Annotated in this window: 28 protein-coding genes; 22 read left to right on the top strand and 6 right to left on the bottom strand. The window is 70.4% G+C overall.

What is annotated here, in order from left to right; all coding sequences use genetic code 11:
• The first annotated feature begins 26 nt into the window (after positions 1–26).
• The 6 genes from AB0G04_RS27845 to pafA all read left to right on the top strand — a co-directional run bounded on the left by AB0G04_RS27845 (position 27) and on the right by pafA (position 6,480).
• Positions 27–1,322 carry an acyltransferase gene (locus AB0G04_RS27845; RefSeq protein ID WP_360988287.1) on the top strand — a complete coding sequence of 432 codons (1,296 nt, stop codon included), beginning with the start codon at positions 27–29 and terminating at the stop codon, positions 1,320–1,322.
• A gap of 47 nt (positions 1,323–1,369) precedes the next feature.
• Positions 1,370–2,887 (top strand): depupylase/deamidase Dop, encoded by a 1,518-nt coding sequence (gene dop, locus AB0G04_RS27840; protein WP_360988285.1) that lies wholly within the window; start codon positions 1,370–1,372, stop codon positions 2,885–2,887.
• 101 nt (positions 2,888–2,988) lie between these two features.
• Positions 2,989–3,204 carry a ubiquitin-like protein Pup gene (locus tag AB0G04_RS27835; RefSeq protein WP_106320381.1) on the top strand — a complete coding sequence of 72 codons (216 nt, stop codon included), beginning with the start codon at positions 2,989–2,991 and terminating at the stop codon, positions 3,202–3,204.
• 142 nt (positions 3,205–3,346) lie between these two features.
• Positions 3,347–4,186 (top strand): proteasome subunit beta, encoded by an 840-nt coding sequence (gene prcB, locus AB0G04_RS27830; protein ID WP_360988283.1) that lies wholly within the window; start codon positions 3,347–3,349, stop codon positions 4,184–4,186.
• A 31-nt stretch (positions 4,187–4,217) separates the two neighbouring features.
• Positions 4,218–5,015: a proteasome subunit alpha gene (gene prcA, locus AB0G04_RS27825; protein WP_360988281.1), complete on the top strand. Its 798-nt coding sequence runs from the start codon at positions 4,218–4,220 to the stop codon at positions 5,013–5,015.
• 106 nt (positions 5,016–5,121) lie between these two features.
• On the top strand, positions 5,122–6,480 hold the full coding sequence (pafA, locus tag AB0G04_RS27820; RefSeq protein WP_360988279.1) for a Pup--protein ligase: 1,359 nt from the start codon (positions 5,122–5,124) through the stop codon (positions 6,478–6,480).
• Between the two features lie 78 nt (positions 6,481–6,558).
• Here pafA and AB0G04_RS27815 read toward each other — a convergent pair whose 3' ends face one another.
• A complete protein-coding gene (locus AB0G04_RS27815; RefSeq protein WP_360988277.1) occupies positions 6,559–7,158 on the bottom strand; it encodes a signal peptidase I in 600 nt (199 codons plus the stop codon).
• Positions 7,159–7,292: 134 nt separating this feature from the next.
• Here AB0G04_RS27815 and AB0G04_RS27810 point away from each other — a divergent pair, with 134 nt between their 5' ends.
• The 6 genes from AB0G04_RS27810 to AB0G04_RS27785 all read left to right on the top strand — a co-directional run bounded on the left by AB0G04_RS27810 (position 7,293) and on the right by AB0G04_RS27785 (position 13,479).
• A complete protein-coding gene (locus tag AB0G04_RS27810) occupies positions 7,293–7,961 on the top strand; it encodes a helicase (RefSeq protein WP_360988275.1) in 669 nt (222 codons plus the stop codon).
• A 77-nt stretch (positions 7,962–8,038) separates the two neighbouring features.
• Positions 8,039–8,590 carry a hypothetical protein gene (locus AB0G04_RS27805; RefSeq protein WP_360988273.1) on the top strand — a complete coding sequence of 184 codons (552 nt, stop codon included), beginning with the start codon at positions 8,039–8,041 and terminating at the stop codon, positions 8,588–8,590.
• Positions 8,590–11,025: a LamG-like jellyroll fold domain-containing protein gene (locus AB0G04_RS27800; protein WP_360988271.1), complete on the top strand. Its 2,436-nt coding sequence runs from the start codon at positions 8,590–8,592 to the stop codon at positions 11,023–11,025. Before AB0G04_RS27805 ends, AB0G04_RS27800 begins: the two co-directional genes overlap by 1 nt.
• A gap of 32 nt (positions 11,026–11,057) precedes the next feature.
• Entirely contained in the window at positions 11,058–11,255 is a 198-nt protein-coding gene (locus AB0G04_RS27795) for a hypothetical protein (protein WP_360988465.1), read from the top strand.
• 33 nt (positions 11,256–11,288) lie between these two features.
• Positions 11,289–11,936, top strand: a complete 648-nt coding sequence (locus AB0G04_RS27790; protein ID WP_360988269.1) for a class I SAM-dependent methyltransferase — start codon at positions 11,289–11,291, stop codon at positions 11,934–11,936.
• Positions 11,937–11,991: 55 nt separating this feature from the next.
• Positions 11,992–13,479, top strand: coding sequence for a GGDEF domain-containing protein (locus tag AB0G04_RS27785; protein ID WP_360988267.1), 1,488 nt, complete (start codon positions 11,992–11,994; stop codon positions 13,477–13,479).
• Positions 13,480–13,565: 86 nt separating this feature from the next.
• Here the strand turns inward: AB0G04_RS27785 and AB0G04_RS27780 are convergent, their stop codons facing one another.
• Together AB0G04_RS27780 and AB0G04_RS27775 are read right to left on the bottom strand one after the other, a co-directional pair.
• The gene (locus AB0G04_RS27780; RefSeq protein ID WP_360988265.1) at positions 13,566–14,648 is read right to left on the bottom strand and encodes a DUF3866 family protein; all 1,083 of its coding nucleotides are present in this window, start codon (positions 14,646–14,648) and stop codon (positions 13,566–13,568) included.
• 10 nt (positions 14,649–14,658) lie between these two features.
• On the bottom strand, positions 14,659–14,994 hold the full coding sequence (locus AB0G04_RS27775) for a cation transporter (RefSeq protein WP_360988263.1): 336 nt from the start codon (positions 14,992–14,994) through the stop codon (positions 14,659–14,661).
• Positions 14,995–15,120: 126 nt separating this feature from the next.
• Between AB0G04_RS27775 and AB0G04_RS27770 the strand changes: the two genes are divergently transcribed.
• The 7 genes from AB0G04_RS27770 to AB0G04_RS27740 all read left to right on the top strand — a co-directional run bounded on the left by AB0G04_RS27770 (position 15,121) and on the right by AB0G04_RS27740 (position 20,000).
• Positions 15,121–16,110, top strand: a complete 990-nt coding sequence (locus AB0G04_RS27770) for a WYL domain-containing protein (RefSeq protein ID WP_360988261.1) — start codon at positions 15,121–15,123, stop codon at positions 16,108–16,110.
• Entirely contained in the window at positions 16,107–17,096 is a 990-nt protein-coding gene (locus AB0G04_RS27765; RefSeq protein WP_360988259.1) for a YafY family protein, read from the top strand. The genes AB0G04_RS27770 and AB0G04_RS27765 overlap by 4 nt, the downstream gene beginning before the upstream one ends.
• A gap of 16 nt (positions 17,097–17,112) precedes the next feature.
• A complete protein-coding gene (locus tag AB0G04_RS27760) occupies positions 17,113–17,355 on the top strand; it encodes a hypothetical protein (protein ID WP_360988445.1) in 243 nt (80 codons plus the stop codon).
• Between the two features lie 131 nt (positions 17,356–17,486).
• Positions 17,487–17,870 (top strand): Sec-independent protein translocase subunit TatA, encoded by a 384-nt coding sequence (tatA, locus tag AB0G04_RS27755; protein WP_360988257.1) that lies wholly within the window; start codon positions 17,487–17,489, stop codon positions 17,868–17,870.
• A gap of 9 nt (positions 17,871–17,879) precedes the next feature.
• Complete coding sequence (gene tatC, locus AB0G04_RS27750) at positions 17,880–18,845, top strand: twin-arginine translocase subunit TatC (RefSeq protein ID WP_360988255.1); 966 nt, start codon at positions 17,880–17,882, stop codon at positions 18,843–18,845.
• Between the two features lie 25 nt (positions 18,846–18,870).
• Positions 18,871–19,770 (top strand): diacylglycerol kinase family protein, encoded by a 900-nt coding sequence (locus AB0G04_RS27745; protein ID WP_360988253.1) that lies wholly within the window; start codon positions 18,871–18,873, stop codon positions 19,768–19,770.
• A 41-nt stretch (positions 19,771–19,811) separates the two neighbouring features.
• Entirely contained in the window at positions 19,812–20,000 is a 189-nt protein-coding gene (locus AB0G04_RS27740) for a hypothetical protein (RefSeq protein ID WP_360988251.1), read from the top strand.
• 7 nt (positions 20,001–20,007) lie between these two features.
• Here AB0G04_RS27740 and AB0G04_RS27735 read toward each other — a convergent pair whose 3' ends face one another.
• Positions 20,008–20,742 (bottom strand): HAD-IA family hydrolase, encoded by a 735-nt coding sequence (locus tag AB0G04_RS27735; RefSeq protein ID WP_360988249.1) that lies wholly within the window; start codon positions 20,740–20,742, stop codon positions 20,008–20,010.
• Positions 20,743–20,831: 89 nt separating this feature from the next.
• On the opposite strand from AB0G04_RS27735, the gene AB0G04_RS27730 reads away from it, so the two are divergent.
• From AB0G04_RS27730 to AB0G04_RS27720, 3 genes are all read left to right on the top strand, one after another.
• Positions 20,832–23,585: a DEAD/DEAH box helicase gene (locus AB0G04_RS27730; RefSeq protein ID WP_360988247.1), complete on the top strand. Its 2,754-nt coding sequence runs from the start codon at positions 20,832–20,834 to the stop codon at positions 23,583–23,585.
• 117 nt (positions 23,586–23,702) lie between these two features.
• Positions 23,703–24,533: an ATP-binding protein gene (locus tag AB0G04_RS27725; protein ID WP_360988244.1), complete on the top strand. Its 831-nt coding sequence runs from the start codon at positions 23,703–23,705 to the stop codon at positions 24,531–24,533.
• Positions 24,533–24,868, top strand: coding sequence for an STAS domain-containing protein (locus AB0G04_RS27720; protein ID WP_360988443.1), 336 nt, complete (start codon positions 24,533–24,535; stop codon positions 24,866–24,868). Before AB0G04_RS27725 ends, AB0G04_RS27720 begins: the two co-directional genes overlap by 1 nt.
• A gap of 27 nt (positions 24,869–24,895) precedes the next feature.
• Here AB0G04_RS27720 and AB0G04_RS27715 read toward each other — a convergent pair whose 3' ends face one another.
• Positions 24,896–25,438 (bottom strand): hypothetical protein, encoded by a 543-nt coding sequence (locus tag AB0G04_RS27715; protein ID WP_360988242.1) that lies wholly within the window; start codon positions 25,436–25,438, stop codon positions 24,896–24,898.
• The gene (locus tag AB0G04_RS27710) at positions 25,435–26,205 is read right to left on the bottom strand and encodes a hypothetical protein (protein WP_360988240.1); all 771 of its coding nucleotides are present in this window, start codon (positions 26,203–26,205) and stop codon (positions 25,435–25,437) included. Before AB0G04_RS27710 ends, AB0G04_RS27715 begins: the two co-directional genes overlap by 4 nt.
• Between the last annotated feature and the right edge of the window lie 16 nt (positions 26,206–26,221).

The raw sequence follows: 26,221 nt of genomic DNA, 5'->3' as shown, positions 1-26,221 counted from the left end.
CCGGACGGCAGTTATCGTCCCCGCCCGTGACAAACACCCCGCGCATGGCGTGGCTCGACGCGTTACGCGGGTTCGCGGCCGTCGTCGTGGCGCTGTTCCACCTCAGCCCGTACGTCATCGGCCGGGACAACCACCTCCGGATCTATGAGCACTTCGACCTGGGGAAGTACGGTGTACTGCTGTTCTTCCTGGTCAGTGGCTATGTGATCCCGATGTCGCTGGAGCGGCACGGGTCGTTGCGCCGGTTCTGGGTCGGCCGCCTGTTCCGGATCTACCCGGCCTATCTGTTCACCGTCGCCGTGGTCGTCCTCCTCGTCGCGGCCGGGATCAGCGAGCCGCATCCGGGTGTGCGTGAGGAGACCGTCGGCAGCGGGCTGGGCCAGGTCACGATGCTTCAGGACTTCGTGGGCGTGAGCGGGATGATCACACCGTTCTGGACGCTCTCCTTCGAGATGACCTTCTATCTGATCGTCGCCGGACTCTTCGCGTGGAATCTGCACCGCCTCAGCGCGTGGTGGGCGGCCGGGCTCACTCTGGCCGCGGCTCTCGGTGGCCCGGCGCTGCCGGACGCGCTGCTGGGCGGCACCCCCGGACGGCGGCGAGTGCTCGCCGCGGTCCTCGTGCTGGTGGTCGCCGCGTGCCTGTGCGCCTACCTCAGCGGCCGGCGCCTGCTCGTGCTGGCCGCCGGGGCGGCCGGAATCGGGTTCGTGCTGCTGCCCGCAGTGAACGGGCACGCCACCCGGTGGATCGTGGCCTCCGCCTCGTGGCAGGCCCTGCTGATGCTGGGGGTGATGTTCGCCGGCACGGTCGTCCACCGCGTGGAGCACGGCGAGATCCGGCGGCGCCCGGCGTTCGCGGCGCTCACCGTGGTGTTCCTCGGCTGTGTCCTCACGAACTGGCTGCACACCGGACAGCCGGAAGAACTCGTCCGTTGGGCCGGCGTCACGGCGGCGGTCACGATCACCTTCGTGCTGGGCTTCGCACTGCGCGAGCGCCGCATGCCGGCCGCGCTCACCTGGCTCGGCGCGGTCAGCTTTTCGATCTACCTGCTTCACGTGGTCGTGCTCGGCCTGCTCCGGCAGGCCGTCCCGGCCGAGACGGCCGGCCCGATCCTGTTCGGGCTGCTCTTCGCCGCCGGCACGCTGCTCGCGTCCTGGTTCGCCCACCGGTTCGTCGAGCAGCCGGGCCAGGCGCTCGGCCGGCGCCTGCAACGGCGGGCCGGGATCGTTCTCGGTCCCGAACAGCCATTGCGGCCACCGGCTGCGACTGAAGGTTCCGACGCGGGCACGCGGAGTTTCGGAAAGGCCGGGCAGAGCGTCTAGGCTCGATGCATGAGCAGGCGCAGCTTCGTGGCGGACAGGGTGGTCGCATGAGCGTTCGACGGATCATGGGTACCGAGGTCGAGTACGGCATCTCGGTCCCCGGTCAGCCCGGTGCCAATCCGATGGTCACGTCCTCCCAGGTGGTCAACGCCTACGGCGCCCGCCCCGAGCTCAGCAGCAAAGGCCGTGCCCGCTGGGACTACGAGGAGGAGTCGCCACTGCGCGACGCCCGCGGCTTCACCTACTCCGGTGCCGCCTACGACCCGGCCGAAGCCCTCGCCGACGAGGACCTCGGCCTGGCCAACGTGATACTGACCAACGGAGCCCGCCTCTACGTCGACCACGCCCACCCGGAGTACAGCACTCCCGAGGTCACCAACCCGCTCGACATCGTCAAGTGGGACAAGGCCGGCGAGCGGGTGATGGCCGAGGCGTCGCGCCGGGCCGCCACCATCCCCGGCACGCACCGGATCCAGCTCTACAAGAACAACACCGACAACAAGGGCGCATCGTACGGCGCGCACGAGAACTACCTGATGCGGCGCCAGACCGCGTTCGCCGACATCGTCGCCCACCTCACGCCGTTCTTCGTGACCCGGCAGATCTTCTGCGGCGCCGGCCGGGTCGGCATCGGGCAGGACGGCAGCGGCGCCGGCTTCCAGATCTCCTCCCGTGCCGACTTCTTCGAGGTCGAGGTCGGGTTGGAGACGACCCTCAAGCGGCCGATCATCAACACCCGCGACGAGCCGCACTCCGACGCCGACAAGTACCGCCGCCTGCACGTGATCATCGGCGACGCGAACCTGTCGGAGATTTCCACCTATCTCAAGGTGGGCACCACGGCCCTGGTGCTCAACATGATCGAGGAGAAGGTGTTCACCGGCGAGCTGGGCATCGCCGACCCGGTCTCCGAGCTCAAGGCGGTCAGTCACGACCCCTCGCTCAAGCACCTGATGCGGCTGCGGGACGGCCGCCGCCTCACCGCCCTGGACCTGCAGTGGGCGTACTACGAGCGGGCCCGCCAGTTCTGCGACGACCGCTACGGCACCGACATCGACGAGCAGACCGCCGACGTGCTCGACCGGTGGGAGGACGTCCTGGAGAAGCTGGGTGGCGACCCGATGGTGCTGTCCGACAGCCTCGACTGGGTCGCCAAGCTGCGCCTGCTGGAGGGTTACCGGGAGCGGGAGAACCTCGGCTGGTCCTCGCCGAAACTTCAGCTCGTCGATCTCCAGTACTCCGACGTGCGGCCGGAGAAGGGCCTCTACCACCGCCTGGTCGCCCGCGGTTCGATGCAGACCCTGCTCGACCCGGACGCCACCCAGCGGGCGATGTACGAGCCGCCGGAGGACACCCGGGCTTACTTCCGCGGCCGCTGCCTGGCGCAGTACGCGTCCGAGGTGGTGGCCGCCAGCTGGGATTCGGTGATCTTCGACGTGGGACGGGAGTCGCTGGTCCGGGTGCCGATGATGGAACCCGAGCGGGGCACGAAGAAGCATGTCGGGGCGCTGTTCGACAAGTGCGACACCGCCAAGGATCTGCTCGAGGTGATCACGAGCCGGTAATAAAACACCCGTTCCGGCGGGCTGTTTCGTCACAGGTGCGAGGTAGGTTTTTTCCAACCCGATGTTGCAGAACTTCGGGTGGCTTCTGAAGGGGGACATCCATGGCAACCCGAGACACAGGTGGTCAGTCGCAGAGTGGCAAGGGCCGCAGCGACCAGGAGATCGAGGACGTCACCGTCGAGGCCAATCCCGAGGTAGCGGAACGGCACGCGGAGATCACCGAGGACGTCGACGACCTGCTGGACGAGATCGACTCCGTCCTGGAGGAGAACGCCGAAGAGTTCGTCAGGGGATACGTACAAAAAGGCGGTCAGTGACCGCTTTGTCCGCTTCTGACTGACAGGGCGCCGCCGTTTCGGCGGCGCCCGCCATTTCTCAAGACATGTCGATGGTGTTGATCGCACCCGCAGGCTCTGGCGGGATATTGTGCTTCAACTGCACGTACTCGAAAGGAACCACGTGGCGACGGGCTTTGATCCATCCGGGCGTCTACCGGATTTCTTCACCAGCACGGGGACGTCCTCCTTCACGCAGTTCCTGAGCCAGGCCGCACCGGAGCTGCTGCCGGGCCGGCGGCCGCTTCCACCGGGCCTGTCCGCGGACATCGCCCCGCACGGCACCACGATCGTCGCGATCGCGACGGCCGACGGCGTGGTGATGGCCGGTGACCGCCGGGCGACCATGGGGAACCTCATCGCCAGCCGGGACATCAAGAAGGTGCACCCGGCCGACGGTTACTCGCTGATCGGCATCGCCGGGACGGCCGGCATCGGCATCGAGCTGATCCGTCTCTTCCAGGTCGAGCTCGAGCACTACGAGAAGATCGAGGGCGCCATGCTCTCGCTCGACGGTAAGGCCAACCGTCTCGCCGCGATGGTGCGCGGCAACCTCGGCGCGGCGATGCAGGGGCTGGCCGTGGTCCCGCTGTTCGCCGGGTTCGACCTGGCGCCGGCCACGGGTGTGGGACCCGGCCGGATCTGGAGCTTCGACGTGGCCGGCGGCCTCTATGAGGAGACCGGCTACGAGGCGATCGGGTCGGGTTCGCTGTTCGCGAAGTCGGCGCTGAAGAAGCGCTACCGGGCGGGTGTGAGCACCGAGGACGCCATCGCCCTGGCGGTCGAGGCGCTCTACGACGCGGCCGACGACGACACCGCGACCGGCGGGCCGGACGTGATCCGCAAGATCTACCCGGTGGTGATGACCGCCACGGCGGCCGGCACCCACCGGCTCAGCGACGAAGAGATCACCACGGTGGCCGAGAGGGTCGTCGCGGGGCGTCACGAGAACCCGGGCGGCTGACCCGCACTTCGAGGAAGAGAGGTAGCCACCTGTGGCAATGCAGTTCTACGCATCACCCGAGCAGGTCCAGCGCGATCGCTCGGAGTACGCCCGCAAGGGCATCGCCCGTGGCCGGTCGGCCGTGGTGCTCACCTACGAGGGCGGCATCCTGCTGGTCGCCGAGAACATCACCACCCTGCGCAAGATCAGCGAGATATACGACAAGATCGCGTTCGCCGCGGTGGGGCGGTACAACGAGTTCGAGGCGCTGCGGCGCGGCGGCGTGCGGATGGCCGACATGGTCGGTCTCAGCTACGACCGGCGCGACGTGACGGCCCGCGCGCTGGCCAACACCTACACCCAGACGCTCGGTGCGATCTTCTCGGAGACGCAGAAGCCGTACGAGGTGGAGATCTGCGTGGCGCAGGTCGGCGCCACGCCGGAGGCCGACGAGCTGTACCGGATCACCTACGACGGCTCGGTGATGGACGAGCCCGGCTTCATGGCGATGGGCGGCCAGGCCGAGGCGATCGCGAACGTGTTGCGTGACCGGCACGACGCGACGGCCGAGCTGACCGTGGCACTGTCCCTGGCGTCCGAGGCGCTCGGCAGCGTCGGCGGGGAGAACGGGCAGCCTCGCCAGCTCACCGACAAGCAGCTCGAGGTGGCCGTGCTCGACCGGCGGCGGCCGGGCCGGGCGTTCCGGCGGCTCACCGGGGCGGCGCTCACCACCCTGCTCGGGCACGAGTCGGTGTCGGACGCGGATCTGGGCGAGGTCGACGCGGCCCCGCCCGCGCCGGCCGAGGGCAAACCGACCGAGTCGGCGGCCTCGCAGGACACCGAGGAGTAAGTCTGTCCACGATTGCGGGGCGTGGTTACGACTACCACGCCCCGCAATCATGGAAAGGGTCGGTTGTGGGTGCCGCTGAACCGGTTTCTGCCGGTAGTGTTCTGTCATGGAACGGCGAATTTTCGGCCTCGAGACCGAGTACGGAGTCACGTGCACCTATCGGGGGCAGCGGCGGCTGTCGCCCGACGAGGTGGCCCGCTACCTGTTCCGCCGAGTGGTGTCCTGGGGACGCAGCAGCAATGTGTTCCTCCGCAACGGCGCACGCCTCTACCTCGATGTCGGTTCCCACCCTGAGTACGCGACCCCCGAGTGCGACTCCGTCACCGATCTGGTCGCCCACGACCGGGCCGGTGAGCGAATCCTCGAAGGCCTGCTCGTCGACGCGGAGAAGCGTCTGCACGACGAGGGCATCGCGGGGGAGATCTACCTCTTCAAGAACAACACCGACTCGGCCGGCAACTCCTACGGCTGCCACGAGAACTACCTCGTGAGCCGCCACGGCGAGTTCGGCAGGCTCGCCGACGTCCTGATCCCGTTCCTGGTCACGCGCCAGCTGATCTGCGGTGCGGGCAAGGTGCTGCAGACGCCGCGGGGCGCGGTGTTCTGCCTGTCCCAGCGGGCCGAGCACATCTGGGAGGGCGTCTCCAGCGCGACGACCCGGTCCCGGCCGATCATCAACACCCGCGACGAGCCGCATGCGGACGCCGAGCGTTACCGCCGCCTGCACGTGATCGTCGGCGACTCGAACATGAACGAGGTCACCACCCTGCTCAAGGTGGGCAGTGCCGACATCGTGCTCCGCATGATCGAGGCCGGTGTGGTGATGCGCGACCTGACCCTGGAGAACCCGATCCGGGCGATCCGCGAGGTCAGCCACGACGTCACCGGGCGCCGCAAGATCCGCCTGGCGAACAACAAGGAGGTCTCCGCGCTGGAGATCCAGCAGGAGTACCTCTCGAAGGCCACCGAGTTCGTCGAGCGCCGCGGTGGCGACCCGGTCGCCAAGCGGGTCGTGGAGCTGTGGGGCCGGGTGCTCAACGCCATCGAGAGCGGTGACCTCGACCCGGTGTCCCGCGAGATCGACTGGGTGTCGAAGTACAAGCTGATCGAGCGCTACCAGGCCAAGCACGAGATCCCGATGTCGCACCCGAGGATTGCGCAGCTCGACCTCGCTTACCACGACGTGCGCCGGGGCCGCGGCCTCTACGCACTGATGGAGAAGCGCAAGCAGGTCGACCGGATCGCCAACGACCTGCAGATCTTCGAGGCGAAGGAGACGCCGCCGCAGACCACCCGGGCCCGGCTGCGCGGCGAGTTCATCAAGCACGCACAGGAGAAGCGGCGCGACTTCACCGTCGACTGGGTGCATCTGAAGCTCAACGACCAGGCGCAGCGCACGGTCCTGTGCAAGGACCCGTTCCGCGCCTACGACGAGCGGGTGGAGCGCCTGATCGCCAGTATGTGATTCGCGTCGACACCTCACCGGTCCGGCTCGCGCCGTGGGGCGCGGCCGGACCGTCGTGTCGAGAAAGGTCCGAGGTGGTCACCGAAGGCGGTGCGCGGGCCGTCTACGCCGGTACCGGTGGACGCCCGCCCGTGTCCGCGACGAGGTGACGGGCGGCGCCACGCCGGGGAACTCCTCATCATCGGTGCGCCGGGCGGCGACGATGGTGAGCATCACGCTCACTACGACGGTCACGACCACCTTGCGATGCTCGCCGATGCCGTGCCAGTACATCGGCAGGCCGATGTAGCGGACGAGGAGGCGGGGCCGCCCCACGACGGCGGCCGGTGGCACCGGAGTCGAGTCCTCGGTCCGGTTGGCGTCGCCCTTGGTGACCAGAGACCGGTCGGGGTTGCGGCGGACCACCCGGTGCAGCAACAGCGTGCCGGGGCGGACCGGGTTGTCCGTCAGGACCGGTTGCCCCGGTTGCATGTCGTCGCCGTCGGCCGGACTGGCGATCGCCACGTCGCCGGTCCGGATACGTGGTTCCATCGAGCCGGACGTCACGACCACACTCGTCCAGCCGAACGGGACAGGGGCGAGAGACCAGAGTACGGCCACACAGGCGGTGCCGATCGTGATCCGGGCAGCGAGGATCATCGCGATCCGCGCCCATGCGCCGGTCTCCGCCCTGTTCAAGTCTCTCTCCTCGGACTATCACCTGAATGTCCGATCGGCTGTTGCGGGAAGGTGTTGAGTCCGGCGATTCCTCAACGCGCCGTGCCAGTGACCGAATGTGCTCACTGAAGGCACCGGTTCGAGAGGGAGAGCACATGACGCAGTCAGCCGACGGTCGCCGTCGCCGTCGCCGTTTGACCGGCGCCGCGGTGCCGCTGAGCATCCTGCTCGGGTCGTTGCTGGTCTGGCAGTCGTCACAGGCGGCCTACTCGGTGACCACCGACAGTGCCAACAACTCGTGGGCTTCGGGCTCGGTCACCAACATCACCAACACGATGTCCGGTGGCGTGCAGTTCACCGTCACCAACATCCGGCCGGACAGCGCCGACACTGCCATCACCTATCCGTTCTCACCGGACAACGGCTACACCGGCCAGACCAAATGCGTGAACGTGCAGTACACCGGTAGCGCGGCCCGGGTCCGGATGTACGTGTCCGCAACCGGTGGCACCCCGGGCGGGGTCCTGCAGAACGACCTGATCATCAAGGTGGACAGGGGAACCGGTGACGGCACGACCGATGCGAACTGCACCGCCTTCTCCTACGTAGCCGACGTCTACAACTCGGCCGGCACCAAGGCCGGCGGTGTTCTCAGCGGGTTCCCCGGCAACTTCAACGCCGCCTCCGGAAACGAATGGACCCCAGCCATGACCACCACGAACGTCTGGTATCGCATCTCCTGGCTACTGCCGTCCGGCACGGCCAACACGTCGTCCGGCCAGAACACATCGGCCGTGTTCACCTGGGAGGCGCAGGTGGGCTGACCGGCCGGCCCGGGTGGCTGGCCGAGCCACCCGGGCACACGGCTAAGCCTGTCGCGGAAGCGGCCGAACAGCATGACATGGCGAGAGGAAAGTGGCCTCACGCCCTCGTGCTGGCGGCGGTGGCGGGGCTGCAGCTGCTGCTCGTGGATGCCGCATATGTGGTCACCACCGCGTCGAGCGGCAACACTTTCACCGCCGGCACCGTGTCGATCGGCGCGACCGCGCCGGGCAGCAAGGTTTTCGACGTCACCGGTGCGATCCCCGGCAGCAACCCGATCACCTGCGTGATCACGCAGTACACCGGCTCGATCCCGGCGACCGTCCGGATGTACTTCACCGGCGTCAGCGGCGGCCTGGCCGCCAAGTTGATCGCGCGGGTCCGCCACGGCAGCGGCACGCGGACCGACTGCGCCGACTTCGTAGCAGCCGGTGTGCTCTACAACGCGGCCGGCACGCTGAAGCTGAACGACTACCTGACCGCGCACACCGACTGGACGACTGGTGACGGGTCCTGGCCGGCGACGCAGAGCGACACGCGAGTCTGGCAGCTGGAGTTGCTGCTGCCCAGTGACGACACGGCCGCCGGGCTGAGCGCCGCCTTCACCGCGGTCTGGGAGGCGCAGATCTGATGACGGCCTCGTTCCGGGAGGACCGGGACGCGAACGCAGAGCGCCCGCGAAGTTCATCGGCGCGATCGGCGGCGGTGATGCGCCGCGACGCGCGGCCGCGCCGGCGTGTCGTCGCATGCCTGACCGTGCTGACCCTGCTCGGTGCCGTGGCGCTGCTGCCGGTGACCTCCGCCACGTGGAGCGCATCGACGTCGCTGCCGGCCACGATCTCGGCGGCCGCCTCCTTTCCCGGCCTTCCCGCAGTGGTCAACAGCGGTGGGCCGGTGTTCTACCACCGCGGCGAGGAAACCGGGGACACCCCGGCGGGGACGGTGGCCGAGGACTCCTCCACGAACAACCTGGACGGGACTTACAGCATCGCCACCGACGACTCGTCGTTGTGGTGGCGCCTGGACGAGGACACGAACGCGACGTCCTGGGCGGACGCGTCCGGATCGACGAACACGGGAGGTCCTTCCGGGACGCCGTCGACCATCACGAACGTGGGCGGCCCGACGGGCGGTGGGCTGCTGCTGGGCGAGACGACGGCAAGTTGTTGCTTTCACAGCGGGGCCGGAGCCGCCGCGGTTTCCGCCCGGCTTGCGCCGTTCGCCGCGAACAGCGCCTTCACCGTCTCGATGTGGGTCTATGTGGGCACGTTGCCGACCGGCACGACGCGGCTCGGAATGGCCCACGTGACCAACAGCAGCCACCCGCGTAGCGATGTCGTACTACACATCGACGCCAATGCCGCCAACTGTCCGGTAGCTCCGTGCTGGACATTCGCCATGGCCCGGGATCCCGCCTCGGCCACTGTCACTACGTGGGACACCGTTTTCGGGCCTCCGGCGGTGGCGAACACCTGGACACACCTGACCGGAGTCTTCAATCCTTCGACGCCTCTGACTGCCATGACCCTGTACGTCAACGGCGCCCGGCAGGGAATCCCGGTGTCGCATGCCATCCCGGCCTCGGCTGCCACCGACCGGAACATCGGCTTCGGCCGGTACCGCAACGGAAACTGGACGGGTTACGGCGGGGAGACGCTGCGGATCGGGGAACCGCGGACATGGCGGCGAGCAATCAGTGCCGCCGAGATCCAGCACCTGCAGGTTCGCCCCACCAGCCGATACACCTTCAACGAGGCCGCCGGCACCACACCCAGGTACAGCACTTCGTCCACCGCGACCTCCTACCTGACGGCCATCACCGCGAACGCGGGCCCGGCCGTTTCGGGATACTCGTCGACCGGCGTCACCATGGGTGCCGGCGCGACACTGTCGGCCGGCCGTGACGGCAACGCGCTGACGATGAGCACCGCGAGTGCCACCGGCTACCTGCAGGGCCCCGCCGCGCAGCTGTCCACCAGCGGCAGCTTCTCCGCCGCTGCCTGGGTGCGACTGACCGACGCCAGCGCCGACCGTACGATCATCGCGCAGAACGCCTCCACCGCCGTCGCTGCCGCAACACGCTTCGTCGTCGGTTATGAGAAGGCCTCGGACAGGTTCTTCTTCAGGGTGTGGCAGACCAGCGGGGGAGCGTCGACGGTCGTCTACAGCGGCGTGGCCCCGGTGGTGAATCAGTGGATGCACGTCGCCGCCGCCTTTCAGGCGAACACTCAGATGCGCCTGTACGTCAACGGCGCGCTCGCACCTTCCGGCGGCTCACTGGCCATCGCCTTCGCGGGCTGGGCCGCCACCGGCGCGGTGCAGGCCGGTCGTCTGCTGTCCGGCGGCGCCACCGTGGCCCCCTGGCAGGGACAGATCGACGATCTACGGGTCTACCAGGATTTCGCCCTGGCCGACGCCACGGTGAGACTGCTGCTCGGCGGCATCGGCACCGATCCTCCCGGCGGCCTGAACGGCAGCACCAAAACTGGACACGCCGGCAGTGTCGCCATGGCCTTCGGCGGCAGCAGCAACGGCTACAACAGCAAGTACTCGGCTGCCGCTGCCACTGCCGCGTTCACCGTCGAATGCCTGGTCCGAGTCGCACCCGGCGACAGCGGTGTCATCGCCGGATTCGCCGCGAACCCGGTGACCCTGGCGGGCACGTCCAGCGATCGGATGCTCTACGTCGACTCAGGTGGAAAGGTGCGATTCGGGGTTCTGGCCGCCGGCACGCCGGTCACCGTGGCCAGCGCCGCCGCGATCGACACCGGCGCGTGGTTCCACGTCATGGGCAGCGTCGGTGCCCGTGGCCTGATCCTCGCTGTCACCCCCGCCACTGCCAACCCGGCGCCTGCGATCGTGACGCACACCCCGCCGCCCACGGTCACCGCGGCCGCCACCGGAACCGGTTACTGGAGATGGGGAGGCGCTCCGCTGCTGCCGGCCGGTACATGGCCCGCGGCACCCCAGAACCCGTATCTGACCGGCACCGTCGACGAGTTCGTGATTTACGACCGCCAACTCACCGAGCAGGAGCTCTACTGGAGGGTCTACAGCAATTACTGATCCGCTCGGCGCGGCGGTAGGCTGATCCCGCTATGACGACACCTGACCACCCTGAACCGCCGGAGCGCACCGAGCACGACGTCCGGATGAGCCGGTTCGACCGCCGCCGCGAGAAGATCCGCCGCGAGATCGAGCAGAGCCGGGAGGGCGACCACAAGGTTCCCACCTGGGTGCTGGCGCTGATCCTGATCCTGTTCGTGGCGGGCTGGGCCTACCTCATCTGGGGCTGACGCCGGTGCCGGGTGTGCGGAAAGCTGTCCGGTATGGCTGACATCATCGATCCCGCCGTCGGCGAGTACCTGCTGACCCACTGTTCGCCCGCCGACCAGGTGCTGCGCGACCTGGCCGCGGAGACCTGGGCGAAACTGCCCGGCGCCGCCGGGATGCAGATCTCGCACGACGAGGGCGCCCTGCTCACGATGCTGGTCCGGATGACCGGGGCGCAGAACGCCGTCGAGGTGGGCACGTTCACCGGTTACTCGTCGATCTGCATTGCCCGTGGCCTGCGTCCGGGCGGCCGGCTGCTGGCCTGCGACGTGTCCGAGGAGTGGACCGGGGTCGCCCGTGACTACTGGGCGCGTGCCGGGCTCACCGACCGGATCGAGCTGCGGATCGCCCCGGCGATCGAGACGCTGCGGGCCCTCGCATCGGATCCGGTGATCGACTTCGCGTTCGTGGACGCCGACAAGACCGGTTATCCGGACTACTACGCCGAGCTGGTGCCGCGTCTGCGGCCCGGCGGGTTGCTGGTGCTGGACAACGTGCTCCGCGGTGGCCGGGTCCTGGAGCCGAGGGACGCCGCCGACCGGGCGGTGGCCGGCCTCAACGACCACATCGTCACCGACGACCGGGTGGACTCGGTGATGCTGCCGGTGCGCGACGGGGTGACGCTGGTGCGCCGGCGAGGCTGACAACCGGCTCGCTCCCGTCCGGGCACTCGTGGCGTCCCCGTCGTGCCGTCTCCTGGTGGGCGTGTCGGAACAGCGGGTACGGGCCGGACGGCCCGCGACGGTTTTCGCGGCGATGGCGGCTCTGGCCATCGCCGTGTACCAGTTCTTGCCGGACCACCTGTGGTTGCGCACCGGCTGGCAGGTCGGCATCGGCTGGGCCGGTGTCGCGGCCCTGCTGGTCGGCGCGCACCGGCTGCCCCGCCCGGAACGGCTGCCGTGGTGGCTGTTCGCGGCCGGCGTGTTCAGCAACTCCACCGGCATCGCCGTCGGCGCCATCTCGGCGGCCTGGTACGGGCTGGCCGACCTGCCGACGCCCGCCGACCCGTTCTTCCTCGGCCTCTACCCGGCGTGCGCGGCCGCTCTGGCCGTGCTGATCCGGCGGCGTGACCGGCGGTCCGACTGGGCGGCGCTGGTCGACGCGGCCACCATCACCACCGGCTTCGGCCTGCTCGCCTGGGTGTACGTGATCGCTCCGGTGGGCATGGGCGACCCGATGAACCGGCTGGCGCACGCCACGCAGGTGGCGTACCCGATCGGTGATCTTCTGCTCCTCGCGATGACGACCCGGCTGCTGCGCAGCGGCGGCAGCCGGGGTGCCCCGTTCTGGTGGATCACCGGCTCGCTGGCGGCCTTCCTGGTCGGTGACAGCGCCTGGGTGGTGCTCGGCAACCTGGGCGCGACCGGGGAGGCGCTGATCGGCGACCCGCGGTTCTACAGCGGCCTCCAGTCGGTGTTCATGGTGGCGTTCGTGCTGTTCGGTATCGGCTGCCTGCACGGCGGCGCCCGTGAGGTGGCGGCCCCCGCCGACGCCCGCCCCGCCGGGCTCGGCAAGGGCCTGCTCGTACTGCTGGCCGGCGCGTCCCTGATCGCCCCGGCCGTCCTGGCCGCGGAAACCGCCGCGGGGCAGGTGTCCGACGGCTGGAGCATCGCGGCCTGCTCGGCCGTGCTGTTCCTGCTGGTCGTCGCCCGGATGGCCCTTCTGATCCGGCATGTCGAACGGCAGGCCCGCCAGGTACGTGAGCTGGCCCGTTCCGACGAGCTGACCGGCCTGCCGAACCGTCGCGCCTGGAACGACGAGCTGCCCCGTGCCCTGGAACGGGCGCGCCGCAACGGCGAGCCGGTCGCTGTGGCCATCCTCGACCTCGACCACTTCAAGCAGTACAACGACACGTACGGTCACCCGGCCGGCGACCAGTTGCTCAAGGCGGCGAGCGCGGCCTGGCACTCGGCGCTGCGCGACGTCGACGTGATCGCCCGGTTCGGCGGGGAGGAGTTCGTGGTGCTCCTGCCCGCGGCCGGTGTCCGCGACGGTCATCAGGTGCTCGGCCGGGCGCTCGCCGCGACTCCGCTCGGGCAGACGTTCTCCGCCGGGCTGGCCGTCTGGGACGGTGTGGAAACCTCCGACGAGCTGCTCGGACGGGCCGACACGGCGCTTTACGCGGCCAAGGCGGCCGGGCGCAACCGGATCGCGGTCGCCGGTCAGCCGAGCCGGGCGGCGGCGTGACGGCTGTGCGGTGCAGAGCCGGGTGCGTCAGCGCCGGCCGGGACAGCAGGACGGCCGCGTGGCCGAGCCGGGTGTGTGGGCGCCGGTCAGGACAGGAGGGCGGCGGCGTGCCGGCCGGCCACCGCGGCCGACAGGAAGTAGCCGTGATCCTGGTCCAGCTTGCGGCCCATCGTGGAGAGCGGCACGGGGCTGGCGCGTAGCGCGGCGTCCAGCCCGGCGCAGCTGACGCGGACGATGCGGTGCCGTCCGCTCAGCGGGGCGAGCCCGGCGTCGACCGCGGCGGCCAGGGCCGGCTCCAGGCGGTCCGGCACCGGCAGGTCGGCGGGGACGAGGGCGACTTTTCCGTACGCCGTGAGGCTGTGATGGGAGATCCCGCGGTGCCGCTCCCGGCCGTCGCCGTCGGAGATCCGCAGCGAGCCGACCGGCCGTCCGCCGAGCACCGCCACGGCGTTGACCGCCTCGCCCAGCGCCACCCCGGAGAAGCCCCACGTCGTGCCGGTGCCGAGGTTGCCCGGTCCCTGCGCGACGATCGTCACGTCGGCGTGCAGCACGTGCCGGGCGGCCAGGAGCCCGGTGTGCACGGTGCTCGCCTCCAGGTCACCGCCGAAGGCCTGGCCCGTGGTGATGGTCCCGGCCAGGTGCCCGCGCAGCCCGTCGAGGGTGCGGGAGAACCAGGCCGGCAGCGCCCCGCCGTCGGTCATCAGGTAGGCGACGCGGGCGTCCGGACGGTCGGCGTGGATCCCGGCCAGGATCGCCGGCAGCGCCGAGTGCAGGTCGGCGGTGACCACCGGCATGCCGTCGATCGACTCGGCGGCGGCCATCACGGCCCGGTGCGGGGACGCCTCCTCGTCGACGCCCAGCCGGATCGGCTGCAGCGGGGTGTACCGCGCCTTCACCAGGTGGCCCGCGTCGCGGGTGGAGCCGTCGTCGACCGGGTCGGCGGGGAGCCGGTCCGGGATCGCCACCACGAGCGCGTACCCGCCGGTGCCCAGACCCATGACCAGTGCGCCCACGTTGAGCAGCACCCGGTCGCCGGGCTCCGGGACGCCGACCAGCTCCGGATAGGCCAGCGCGCGCAGCGGGCCGTCGCCGGTGGTCACGTCCAGCTCGACAGCGCCGTGCCAGCCGCGCCGCACCGCCTGGACCGTCCCGGACCGCCATCGCACCATGGCCGCGACCCTATCCGCTGGGGGAGCCTCGTCCCCTGGTCGGGTCCAGCAACACGTACCGGATGCCGGGGAACGTGGCCCGCAGCCGGCGTTCGGCCTCGTCGCCGGCCGCTTCGATGAACGCCCGGACCCAGCTTTCCTTGCCGTACCCGAACGGGTGTTGTTCGTCGGCCGGTCTGGTGCCGCGGCGCAAGGCGACGTAGAGGAACACCTCGGTGACGGTGTCGGCCAGTGAGTGGGCCGCCTCGCCGGAGCCTCGCGGCCGGCCCGGAGAGCAGACCGGCGACGAGTTTCGCCACCGAGACGGCCAGATCGGCGGCGCCCGCGACCAGGACGGTGCCGACACTCCCGGACTCGACGCGAGGGTCAGGCGAGGGCGGGCAGGAAGGTTCCGGCGGGGGTCACGAATGCGGTCTTCCCCGGCACAGTGACGGATAACCGCCGCCCCGGGCCGCCTGCTAGCGTTGCGGCCGTGTCGCGCACTCGTACCGAGCGCCTGGTAAACCTGGTCATCTGCCTCCTGTCCACGCGACGGTTCCTCACCGCCGCGCAGATCGCCGCGACCGTGCCCGGTTACGAGCACGACCCGTCGGACCCACGCGATCACGAGGCGTTCCAGCGCAAGTTCGAACGCGACAAGGCGGAGCTGCGTGAGCTGGGCGTTCCCCTGGAGACGGGGACGGCCAGCATCTTCGACCAGGAGCCCGGTTACCGGATCGCCCAGCGCGAATACGCTCTGCCCGACATCCTGCTGGAACCGGACGAGGCCGCCGCCGTCGGGATCGCCGCCCGCCTCTGGCAGCACGCCGGGCTTGCCGCGGCCGCGTCCTCCGGCCTGGCGAAACTCCGTGCCGCCGGGGTCGAGGTGGACCCGCAGGCGACCCTGGGGGTGGAGCCGGTGGTGACCGTCGACCCGTCGTTCGGGCCGCTCACCTCGGCCGCCCGTGACCGCCGCGCGGTGACCTTCAAGTACCGGGTGCCCGAGGTCGACGAGCCGAGCACCCGCCGTCTCGAGCCGTGGGGCGTGGTCTGCTGGCGCGGCCGGTGGTACGTGGTCGGCCACGACCGGGACCGGGACGCGACCCGCTGCTTCCGGCTGTCCCGGATCGTCGGTGACGTGCGCGCCACCGGCCGGCCCGGCGCGTTCGAACCGCCGGCCGGTGCCGACCTGATCAGTCACGTGGCCCGCTCGTCCGGTCCGATCGCGCGCAACGGCCGTGCCACCGTCACGGTCCGTCCGGGGCGGGCGGCCGGGCTGCGCCGGATGGCCGCCGACATCACGCCGGGGCCCGACGGTGACCGGCTGACCATCAACTTCGGGGATGTGGACTGGCTGGCCTCGCGGATCGCCGGGTATGGCCCGGACGCCCGCGCCGACGGTCCGCCCGAACTGCGTGAGGCGGTCATCCAGCATCTGAAAGAGCTGATCACCCGGCACGACACCCCGGCGGTGACGGCATGAGCGGCGCGCGGACACCGTCGGCGGACCGGCTCGGGCGGCTGCTCAACCTGGTGCCGTACCTTCTGGCCCGGCCCGGCATCCTGATCTCCGAGGCGGCCGCCGACCTGGGGGTCACCGACAAGCAGCTGCGCGAGGACCTGGAGCTGCTCTGGGTCTGCGGCCTGCCCGGGTACGGCCCCGGTGACCTGATCGACATGGCGATCGACGGCGACCACGTGACGATCAGCCACGACGCCGGCATGGACAAGCCGCTGCGACTGAACCCGGACGAGGCTCTCGCCCTGGTGGTGGCGTTGCGGATGCTCGCCGAGACACCCGGCATCGGCACCCGGGACGGGATCGAGCGGGCCCTCGCCAAGATCGAGAACGCGGCCGGTGACCTGGCCGACACCCCGGTCGCGGTGCGCCTGCCCGCCAACCAGAAGAAGCTTGCCGCGGTCCGCGCGGCCGTGGACTCCGGGCATGCGCTACGGCTCACGTACTACACGTCGGCCCGTGACGAGACCACCGACCGCGTGGTCGACCCGATGCGGATGCTGATGGTCGGCGGTTTCAACTATCTGGAGGCCTGGTGCCGGCGGGCCGAGGGCACCCGGCTGTTCCGGATCGACCGGATCGACGCCTTCGCCGAGCTGGCCGAGCAGTCCGCGCCGCCGGTCGGGGCGGTGCCGCACGACGTCAGCGGTGGGGTTTTCCGGCCCGGCCCGGAGCTGCCGCTGGTCACTCTCCGGGTGGGCCGGGGAGGCCGTTGGATCACCGAGTACTACCCGGTCGAGCAGGTGCTCAAGGACAGCACGGAGTGGCTGGTCACGATGCGGGTGACCGACCTCGGCTGGGCGCAGCGGTTCCTGGCCGGTCAGGGCCGCGACGTGACCGTGATCGGCCCGCCGGAGCTGCTCGACCGGATCCGGGCGCAGGCCGCGACAGCCCTCGACCAGTACGCCGCGCCGCACACCCTGAGCGCGGACGCGGGACCGGGCCGCTAGGGTTTAGCGCGTGCTGATGTGGGTCTGGATCGCCGTGGTGGTGGTCGCGCTGTTCATCCTGATCGCTGCCGCGTCGAGGGTCCTCGGCCGGCTCCCCGGCCTGCGCCGGGCCGCGACGCGGCTGCAGCGGCGCCAGGAGGAGGCGATGACCCTGCAGGCCGGCGCCGAGCGGCTGCAGGAGACGGTGCTGGGCCTGCAGGAGCGGGCCGAGCGTGCCCAGGACCGGATCGCCGAGATCCAGGCGGCCCGCGGCCGGTGACCGGGAGGTTACCGCCCCGTTGTCTGGCCTTATCAAGATCATAAGAAACCCGAGGCATCCGCAGGGCAACATCACCCGGATCCACACGTACGATGGACCCCGCAACCTGATCCGACCGACTGGAGTCTCCCATGGGTGCCTTTCAGACCTGGCACATCATCGTCCTCGTCATCGTCCTCGTGCTGCTCTTCGGCGCGAAGCGACTGCCGGACGCGGCGCGGTCCCTCGGGCGCTCGCTGCGGATCATCAAGGCGGAGACCAAGGGTCTCGTCGACGACAACGACAACGTCGCGGAGAAAGCCGAGCCGCAGTACAGCCGGCAGCCTCTGCAGGGTGACGTCCAGCAGCCCTACCAGCAGCCGGGTTACCAGCAGCCGCCGGCCGGATACCAGCAGCAGCCGCAGCCGGGCTACCAGCCGCAGCCGGGTTACCAGCAGCCGCAGCCGGGCTACCAGCAGCCGCCGGCCCAGCCCTTCGTCGACCCCGCGGTGCAGAACCGCACCAACGACCGCTGACCCGGGCCGATGGCGCTGAGCCTGCGTAAGAAAAAGGGACCCAGCAAGTTCCAGCAGGCCGCCGACGGCTCCATGACGCTGATCGAGCACGTCCGCGAGCTGCGGAACCGGCTGTTCTTCGCGTCGATCGGCATCGTGGTCGGTCTGATCGTCGGCCTGATCCTGTCGAAGTGGGCGTTCGACGTCCTCAAGGGGCCGTACTGCTCTCTCGACACGTCCTTGGCGTTGAACGCCAGGGGTGTATTGGAGTGCAAGTTCCTCACCCTCGGCCCCGCCGACACGGTGATTCTCCGGTTGAAGATCGCCCTGTGGCTCGGCCTGATCGTGGGCGGGCCGGTGTGGCTCTACCAGCTGTGGGCGTTCATCGCGCCCGGTCTGCACAGGCACGAGCGCAAATGGGCGTACGTGTTCGTGGCGATCGCCGCTCCGCTGTTCGCCGCCGGCACGGTGCTGGCCTACTTCGTGGTGCAGCACAGCCTCGAGTTCATCATGGAATACGGCGTCCTGCAGGAGTCGCAACAGCTCGAGGTGACGGCCTACATCGAGTTCGTCACCATGATGATCCTGCTGTTCGGTGTGGCGTTCGAGTTCCCGCTCGTGCTGCTGATGCTGAACTTCACCGGCGTGGTGACCGGCCGCAAGCTGCTCAGCTGGTGGCGGACCATGATCTTCCTGTCGTTCGCGTTCGCCGCGATCGCCACCCCCGATCCGGGGCCGTTCGGCATGACGCTGCTCGCGGCGTGCCTGTCGCTGCTCTACTTCATCGCGTGCGGTGTGGCCGTCCTGAACGACAGGCGCAAGGGCCGGGGTAAGGAGATCTACTCCGACCTCGACGACGACGAGACGTCGCCGCTGGAGGACGAGCGGGTGCCGGTCGGTGCTCCCGAGCGGGTCGAGACGACGTCCGTGATCGAGTCTCCGGTGCCGGTCGCGAGGCCGTTGCCGATCGAGCGCAGGTACGACGACATGACCTGACGGGACGGGTATACCGTCTCGCCCTGTGACGAGTGACTTCATCGCGGTGCTGGCCAACCCCTCGGCGGGGCGCGGCCGGCACCGCGGTCTGCTTCCGGGGGTGCTCGAGGCTCTCGGTGCGGCCGGGTGCCCGGTGCGGCCGCTGGTGGCCGGCAGCGGCCCGGAGGCGGAACAGGCCTGCCACGAGGCGGTCGCGGAGGGGGCGGTCGCCGTCGTCGCGGTCGGCGGGGACGGCACGGTGCACCGGGCCCTGCAGTCCGTCGCGGGGCTGCCGGTCGGGTTCGGGGTGGTGCCGGCCGGGACCGGCAACGACTTCGCGCACGCGGTGGGCGTACCGCATGATCCGTTGAAAGCGGCGGAGCAGATAGGCGCGGCGCTGCGGGATCAGCGTGCCCACCGCTTCGATCTTGCCCGGACCCTGGACGCGAACGGGGAGCGGCGGTGGTTCTGTGCGGTCCTCGCCGCGGGATTCGACGCCCTGGTCAACGAGCGGGCCAACCGGATGCGCCGACCGTCCGGGCCACGACGCTACGACCTGGCGATCATGCTGGAGCTGGCCCGGCTACGGGCGCGCGACTACACGGTGTGGGCGGACGGCACCGAGCACACCTTCGCCGCGGAGATCGTCGCGGTGGGCAACTGCGCGAGTTACGGCGGCGGGATGCGGATCCTGCCGGACGCCGATCCGGCTGACGGGCTGCTCGACCTGATCTTCGCGGCGCCACTGGGACGGCTGGACCTCACCCGGCTCAAACCGCGGCTGCGCCACGGCACCCACGTCCGCGATCCGCGGGTCACCGTGCTGCGGGCACGGGAGATCCGGATCCACGCCGAGGGGATCGTCTCGTACGCCGACGGCGAGCGGTTCGGTCCGCTGCCGATCGAGGTGAGCTGTGTGCCGGGTGCGATCCGGTTGCTCCGCTGAGCTGGGGGTCAGATTCCGCCGGAGCGGCCGAACGGGAAGGCATGACGAACTCGATCAGCAGCAACGTCTCGTCGGTCGCCGGTCTCGCCAACTCCGTTCTTGGCAGCGCCAAGCAGGCGTTCAAAGCGATGGCGGATGCCGCCGTCAACCCGTCGGCCGAGTCGCCGGCCGCGGTCGCCGAGGCCGCCAAGAGGGGCCGCCGCGGGACCGTCCTGGACCGTTACGCCTGACCCGGGCTCACCCCTGGTGCGGCAGCGCCAGCGACAGCACCGCCGACAGCCCGTTGGGCTTGCCCGGGTCGGCGGCCGGCAGCACCAGGGCGGCACAGCCGGCCTTGACGGCACCGGCATCGGCCGGGGTGTCCCCGACCATGATCGCGTGCTCCGGGTCCACGCCGAGCAGCCCGCACGCCCGGTAGAAGATCGCCGGGTCCGGCTTGATCCGCCCGATCTCGTAGCTCAGCGCGAATGCGTCGACCAGGCCGTCCAGGCCCCACGAACCGAACAGCGGCCGGATGTCGAAGGCGATGTTGCTGACCACCGCCACCTTCACCCCCGCCTCGTGGAGTTTGCGCAGCGTCGGCTCGGTGTCCGGGTAGGGCAGCCAGCCGTCCGGCATCAGCAGCCGCTCGTAGAGGGCGTCGGCCAGGCCCTCCACGTCGGTCGCCACGGTCGCGGCCAGCCCGGTGTAGGCGGCCCGGTGGCTGTGCGCGTAGAGATCACGGTCGGCCCAGTGCTCGGCCAGATGCGGCGGAACCCGGTGCGGCAGCGGTCCACCGGCGCGTCCCGCGGTCGTCAGCCGATCGGCCAGAACGGTCGCCTTGCCCCGGTCCAGTTCGGCGCCACATGCCGCGGCAGCGGCAAGCACCCAGGTCAGCGGGTCCTCCACCTGAGCCAGTGTGCCGTGGAAGTCGAACAGCACGGCCTCGACGGGGCGCACCGGATGGGGAGGAGAATTGGAGGCATGCGGCACGTCGTGCACCTTACCGACCCGTCCCGCCGTGCCCGACGGCCCCATAACCGTGCTGCGTTTTGTCATACCGACGAACTAGCCTTGTGTTCATGACGAGTCCCGCCGAGAAATATGCGGCATCCAAGCGGCGGGCGGCGCGGGTCGCCACCTACCCGGCCCTCGAGGAGTTCATGCTCGACGTGGGCTTCGACCTGGACGACTTCCAGCGCGAGGCGTGCGAGGTCGTGGAGCGGGGCAACGGCGTGCTTGTCTGCGCGCCGACCGGGGCTGGCAAGACGGTCGTCGGGGAGTTCGCGGTGCACCTGGCGCTGCGATCCGGCGAGCGCAAGTGCTTCTACACCACCCCGATCAAGGCGTTGTCCAACCAGAAGTACCACGACCTGGTGGCCCGCCACGGCGCCGACAAGGTCGGGCTGCTCACCGGCGACAACGCGATCAACGGCGACGCCCCCGTGGTGGTGATGACCACCGAGGTGCTGCGCAACATGCTGTACTCCGGCTCCGACCAGCTGCGCAACCTGGCGTACGTGGTGATGGACGAGGTCCACTACCTCGCCGACCGCTTCCGCGGCGCGGTCTGGGAAGAGGTGATCATCCATCTGCCGGCCTCGGTCGCGCTGGTCTCGCTGTCCGCGACGGTCAGCAACTACGAGGAGTTCGCCGACTGGCTGGTCACCGTTCGCGGCGAGACCGAGGTCGTGGTCAGCGAGCACCGGCCGGTCCCGCTCTGGCAGCACATGCTCGTCGGCCGGCGCATGTTCGACCTGTTCCACGACGCCGACGCGGCCCGGAAACACGACGTCCACCCCGAGCTGCTGCGCTACACCCGCGAGATGGACCGGCGCCTGGAGTTCACCGACCGGGCGGCCACCGGCTGGAAGGGCGGGCGCGGCAAGCGCTGGCAGCCGCCACCGCGGGCCGAGGTCGTCGACCGCCTCGAGCGGGCCGGCCTGCTCCCGGCGATCCTGTTCATCTTCAGCCGGGCCGGCTGTGACGCCGCAGTCCAGCAGTGCCTGGCCGCCGGGCTGCGCCTCACCGACCCCGACGAACGGGCCGAGATCCGGCGGATCGTGTCGGCCAAGGTGGCGCACCTGCCCGCCGACGACCTGTCCGTCCTGGGCTACTGGGAGTGGCTCGACGGCCTCGAGCGCGGTGTCGCCGCCCACCACGCCGGCATGCTGCCCGCCTTCAAGGAGGCGGTCGAGGAGTGCTTCGTCAAGGGCCTGGTCAAGGCGGTGTTCGCCACCGAGACGCTGGCGCTCGGCATCAACATGCCGGCCCGCTGCGTGGTGCTGGAGCGGCTGGTCAAATTCAACGGCGAAGCCCACGTCGACCTCACCCCGGGTGAATACACCCAGCTCACCGGGCGGGCCGGTCGCCGGGGGATCGACGTCGAGGGCCACGCCGTGGTGCTGTGGAGTCCCGACATCGATCCGCGGCACGTGGCCGGGCTCGCCTCCACCCGCACCTACCCGCTGCGTTCCTCGTTCCGGCCCTCCTACAACATGGCGGTCAACCTGGTCGGCAGCGTCGGTGCGGAGAAGTCGCGTGAGCTGCTCGAGTCCTCGTTCGCCCAGTTCCAGGCGGACCGCTCGGTGGTCGGGCTGGCGCGCCAGGTGCAGCGCAACGTCGAGACCATGCAGTCGTACGACAACGACGCCACCTGCCACCACGGCGACTTCGACGAGTATTTCGGGCTGCGGGTGGCCATCGCCGACCGGGAGAAGTCGCTGGCCCGCCAGGGCGTGCAGCAGCGCCGCACGGCCGCCGTCTCCTCGCTGGAGAAACTGCGGATCGGTGACGTCATCCGGGTGCCGCAGGGCCGCCGGGCCGGCCTCGCCGTCGTCCTGGAGCCGGCCGCGGCCGGGTTCGGCGAGCCCCGGCCGCTGGTGCTCACCCAGGACCGCTGGGCCGGGCGCGTCAGCCCCGGTGACTTCGCCGGCGACGTCGAGGTGCTGGCCCGGGTGCGGGTGCCGCGCAATTTCAACCACCGCTCACCCGGCGCCCGCCGTGACCTGGCCGCCGAGGTCAGCGCCACCGGACTGGACCGCCACCCGGACCGGCGCCGCAGCGGCCGCAGCCGGGCCAACCCGGGCGAGGACGCCGAGGTCGCCCTGCTCAAGGTGAAGTTGCGGCAGCATCCCTGCCACGCCTGCCCGGAGCGCGAGGACCACGCCCGCTGGGCCGAGCGCCGGCACCGGCTGCTGCGCGACACCGACGCGCTGCGCGCCAAGGTCGCCGGCCGGACCGGCTCGCTGGCCCGCACGTTCGATCAGGTGTGCGCGGTGCTGACCGCCCGCGGCTACCTCTCCGCCGACGGCGAGGTGACCGAGGCCGGCCGGATGCTGGGCCGCATCTGGTCCGAGGCCGACCTGCTGGTCGCCGAGTGCCTGCGGCAGGGTGTCTGGGACGGGCTGGCTCCCGAGGAACTGGCCGCCGCCGTGTCGATGGTGCTCTACGAGTCGCGCCGGGAGGGCGAGGACCGCGCGTCCGTACCGAAGGGACCGGTCAGTGCGGCGGTCGACGCCTGCGCCAAGCTGTGGGGGGAGATCGCCGCCGACGAGAGTGAGTACGGCCTGTCGCTGACCAGGGAACCCGACGCCGGTTTCGTCTGGCCGATGTACCGGTGGGCCCGCGGCGAGCCCCTGGCCCGGGTCCTGTCCAGCGGGCAGCACGACGCCGACATGCCGGCCGGCGACTTCGTCCGCTGGGCCCGCCAGGTCCTGGATCTGCTCGGCCAGGTCCGGGAGGCGTCGGCCGCCTCGCCAAGTGTGAAGGCGACCGCCCGCAAGGCCATCACCGCCGTCAACCGGGGGGTGCTCGCTCTGCAGAGCGCCCTCTGATCATCGCGGATGGTGAATCTCCGTTGACGGTTTCGCTCGGAGAAATCAAGAATTGCGGAGATTCATCGGTCGCGGCGAATGGCACCGCGAGACACCGGAGGTCCGGGAGTAGGAGACATGGGCGCGGGATCGCCACATCTGATCGGCTGGTCCGGTGACGAGGTGGCGGACTCGGTGCTCGCGGTCATCGACGCCGACACCGCGGTCATCGAGATCTCGGTGTGGGGCGGGTGGGACAGGCGTCTGTCCGCCCAGTCCCGGATGATGCTCGACAAGTGTCTCGCCGAGCATCCGGCCGGTGTGATCGTCGACCTGCACCATCTGCGTGACCCGCACGCCGTCAGTGCCCCGCTCTGGCTGACCGTCTGCGCGCGGGGCGCGGCGATGGAGCCGCCGGTCTCCGTTGCGGTGTGTGTCCCGGCCCGGGCGCCGCTGGCCCGCCGGCTGCGGCACCTGGGCGCCCGCGACTGGCTGGTGCTGTACGCAACCGTTTCGCAGGCCCGCGCCGTGCTGGCCGGGCGCCGCCCGCTGCCGGGCCGGATGCACCTGGCACTGCCGCCGGACCCGGCGGCTGCGGTGCAGGCCCGACGCCTGGTGACCGAGGCGTGCGCCGGCTGGGGTCTCGACCATCTGCGCGAACGGGCCCGCCTGGTCATCTCCGAGCTGGTGGTGAACGCGGCCGAGCATGCGGGCACCGATATCGAGGTGTTCGTGTCCTCGCGTGGCGCCGGTGCAGCGGCCGCCGTGCATCTGGCGGTCTACGACGGTGAGGCGGCGCTGCCCCGGGTACGCGCCCCGGTGGCCGGGCCGCTAGGACCGTCGCTGTCCGACCGCGGCCTGGGCCTGCGGATCGTGAGCGCCGCCGCCTCGTCATGGGGTGCGCTACCGGCCCACGGCGGCAAACTGGTGTGGGCCATCGTCCGTTCCCGGCCGGAGGAGGCGCCGTGATGCTAGGAACGCGGATCGACGGTGCACGCGACGGTGACCGGCTGCTGATCACGCTGCGCGGCAGCCTGGACGCCATGTCGGTGGACGCGTTGCAGAGCCAGCTCTACGACCTGACCCGGCTGCACGACCTGATCGGTCTCGGCGCCCCGGTCCGGCAGATCCACATCGACGTGGCCGGGGTGGACTTCTGCGACGCGGCCGGCCTGCGCATGCTGGTCGCGGCCCGGCGGGTGGCCGAGGCCCGGCAGGCCACCTGCCATCTGCACGACCCGCAGCCGCACCTGCGCTGGCTGTTGCGCGCCACCCGGGCCGCGGACCTGTTCGACGGCGTGTGACCCCGATCGTCCGGTGGCACGGGTCGCTTACCGGCCGTGTCCGCTGAGGGTCGTGGTCACCCGCATCTTCGAGCTGCCCTCGTTCGCCTCCACGACGAACGACGTGATCCGCCCCGCGTCGTCGGCGGTCACGTTCACCCGGATCGCGCCGCCGTAGGGCGAGTACACCTGGATCTTGCCGGGCGCCCCGATCGGCAGGAAGGAGTGGCCGGTCAGCGCCGACGGCTGGTCGGTCTGCACGTACACCCAGTAGAGGTTCGGGCCGGCGAGTCGTACGTCCTTGATCGCCTCGCTGAACCGGTCGAGACCTGTCCGGTCGGGCTCCTCCGGGTCGTGGACGCCGGTGGCGTCCAGTGGCTCCCCGCCAGGAAGCGTGCCCTCGACGGCGTAGGAGAACGACGCCGCCCGCGTCCGCTCGAGGATCACACCGAACTCCTCGACGACGACCGGGTATGTCGGCAGTGGGCTCGCCGGCGACGCGGAACCGTGGCCGGGGAGGCTGAGACAGCCGGCGGCGAGCAGGGCGGCGAGCAGCGGCAGGGCCAGGCGCAGTGTTTTCACGACCGTCACTTGTCGTAGTAGAAGTCCCAGGCCTCGCCGAAGTTCGCGGGCTTCTTGACGCCCGAGGACTTCCCGTGGCCGCTCAGCTTGGTGGTCATCCGCAGCGAGCCGTCGCTGTCGCGCATCTCCACGCCGATCGTCGTCACCCAGCCGGCGGCGTCGGTGGTCGCGCTGAAGGTCGCCTCACCGCCGAACAACACCGAGATGGCGGGGGTGCCGACCGGCAGGAAGCCCTCGTTGAAGCTGCCGCCCTCGAGGTCGAGGGTGCCGGTGAACGTGTTGGGCCCGGTGCCGGTGACCTTGTCGACCGAGGAGACGAACCGTGCCATGCCGGTCGGGTCGGTCATGTCGTAGTAGTGCAGCGAGTCCTTCTTGACCCGCTTGAGGTCGAGGTGGACCCAGGTCTCGCCGTCCTTCTGCCGGGAGTAGAGGTCGGAGCCGACGACGATCCGCTGCGCCGCGGTGGCCTTCTCGCCACCGCCGCTGACCTTGTACTTGACCGAGATCCGTTTGGCCTTCGGGTCGTAGGCGCCGGAGCCGGTCACCTTCTTGGAGTCCGGCACGTCGCCGCTGACGACGAATCGGTACGTGCTGGTCTTCGTCTTCTCCAGGGCGGCCATCAGCTGTTCGCGCGCGTCCGGGCCGGTCGGGGCCGGCGACGCGGCGGTCGCCGGCGCTGTGGCCGCGGCCGATGCCGGTGCGCCGGTCCCCGAGACCGGCACGGGCGTGGACGGCGTCGTGCAGCCGGCGGTGAGCAGGCCGGCGACGACCACCATGATGGGACGGTACGAC

Source organism: Actinoplanes sp. NPDC023801, assembly GCF_040639655.1.
Taxonomy (GTDB): domain Bacteria; phylum Actinomycetota; class Actinomycetes; order Mycobacteriales; family Micromonosporaceae; genus Actinoplanes.
This window is presented reverse-complemented; position numbering and strand designations above follow the sequence as displayed.

What these genes read in the sequence shown, in the direction of transcription:
- dop (WP_360988285.1), top strand. Translation starts at nt 1,370, where the DNA reads ATGAGCGTTCGACGGATCATGGGTACCGAGGTCGAGTACGGCATCTCG.
- AB0G04_RS27835 (WP_106320381.1), top strand. Translation starts at nt 2,989, where the DNA reads ATGGCAACCCGAGACACAGGTGGTCAGTCGCAGAGTGGCAAGGGCCGC.
- pafA (WP_360988279.1), top strand. Translation starts at nt 5,122, where the DNA reads ATGGAACGGCGAATTTTCGGCCTCGAGACCGAGTACGGAGTCACGTGC.
- AB0G04_RS27810 (WP_360988275.1), top strand. Translation starts at nt 7,293, where the DNA reads ATGACGCAGTCAGCCGACGGTCGCCGTCGCCGTCGCCGTTTGACCGGC.
- AB0G04_RS27805 (WP_360988273.1), top strand. Translation starts at nt 8,039, where the DNA reads ATGGCGAGAGGAAAGTGGCCTCACGCCCTCGTGCTGGCGGCGGTGGCG.
- AB0G04_RS27800 (WP_360988271.1), top strand. Translation starts at nt 8,590, where the DNA reads ATGACGGCCTCGTTCCGGGAGGACCGGGACGCGAACGCAGAGCGCCCG.
- AB0G04_RS27795 (WP_360988465.1), top strand. Translation starts at nt 11,058, where the DNA reads ATGACGACACCTGACCACCCTGAACCGCCGGAGCGCACCGAGCACGAC.
- AB0G04_RS27790 (WP_360988269.1), top strand. Translation starts at nt 11,289, where the DNA reads ATGGCTGACATCATCGATCCCGCCGTCGGCGAGTACCTGCTGACCCAC.
- AB0G04_RS27780 (WP_360988265.1), bottom strand. Translation starts at nt 14,648, where the DNA reads ATGGTGCGATGGCGGTCCGGGACGGTCCAGGCGGTGCGGCGCGGCTGG.
- AB0G04_RS27765 (WP_360988259.1), top strand. Translation starts at nt 16,107, where the DNA reads ATGAGCGGCGCGCGGACACCGTCGGCGGACCGGCTCGGGCGGCTGCTC.
- AB0G04_RS27760 (WP_360988445.1), top strand. Translation starts at nt 17,113, where the DNA reads ATGTGGGTCTGGATCGCCGTGGTGGTGGTCGCGCTGTTCATCCTGATC.
- tatA (WP_360988257.1), top strand. Translation starts at nt 17,487, where the DNA reads ATGGGTGCCTTTCAGACCTGGCACATCATCGTCCTCGTCATCGTCCTC.
- tatC (WP_360988255.1), top strand. Translation starts at nt 17,880, where the DNA reads ATGGCGCTGAGCCTGCGTAAGAAAAAGGGACCCAGCAAGTTCCAGCAG.
- AB0G04_RS27740 (WP_360988251.1), top strand. Translation starts at nt 19,812, where the DNA reads ATGACGAACTCGATCAGCAGCAACGTCTCGTCGGTCGCCGGTCTCGCC.
- AB0G04_RS27730 (WP_360988247.1), top strand. Translation starts at nt 20,832, where the DNA reads ATGACGAGTCCCGCCGAGAAATATGCGGCATCCAAGCGGCGGGCGGCG.
- AB0G04_RS27725 (WP_360988244.1), top strand. Translation starts at nt 23,703, where the DNA reads ATGGGCGCGGGATCGCCACATCTGATCGGCTGGTCCGGTGACGAGGTG.
- AB0G04_RS27720 (WP_360988443.1), top strand. Translation starts at nt 24,533, where the DNA reads ATGCTAGGAACGCGGATCGACGGTGCACGCGACGGTGACCGGCTGCTG.
- AB0G04_RS27710 (WP_360988240.1), bottom strand. Translation starts at nt 26,205, where the DNA reads ATGGTGGTCGTCGCCGGCCTGCTCACCGCCGGCTGCACGACGCCGTCC.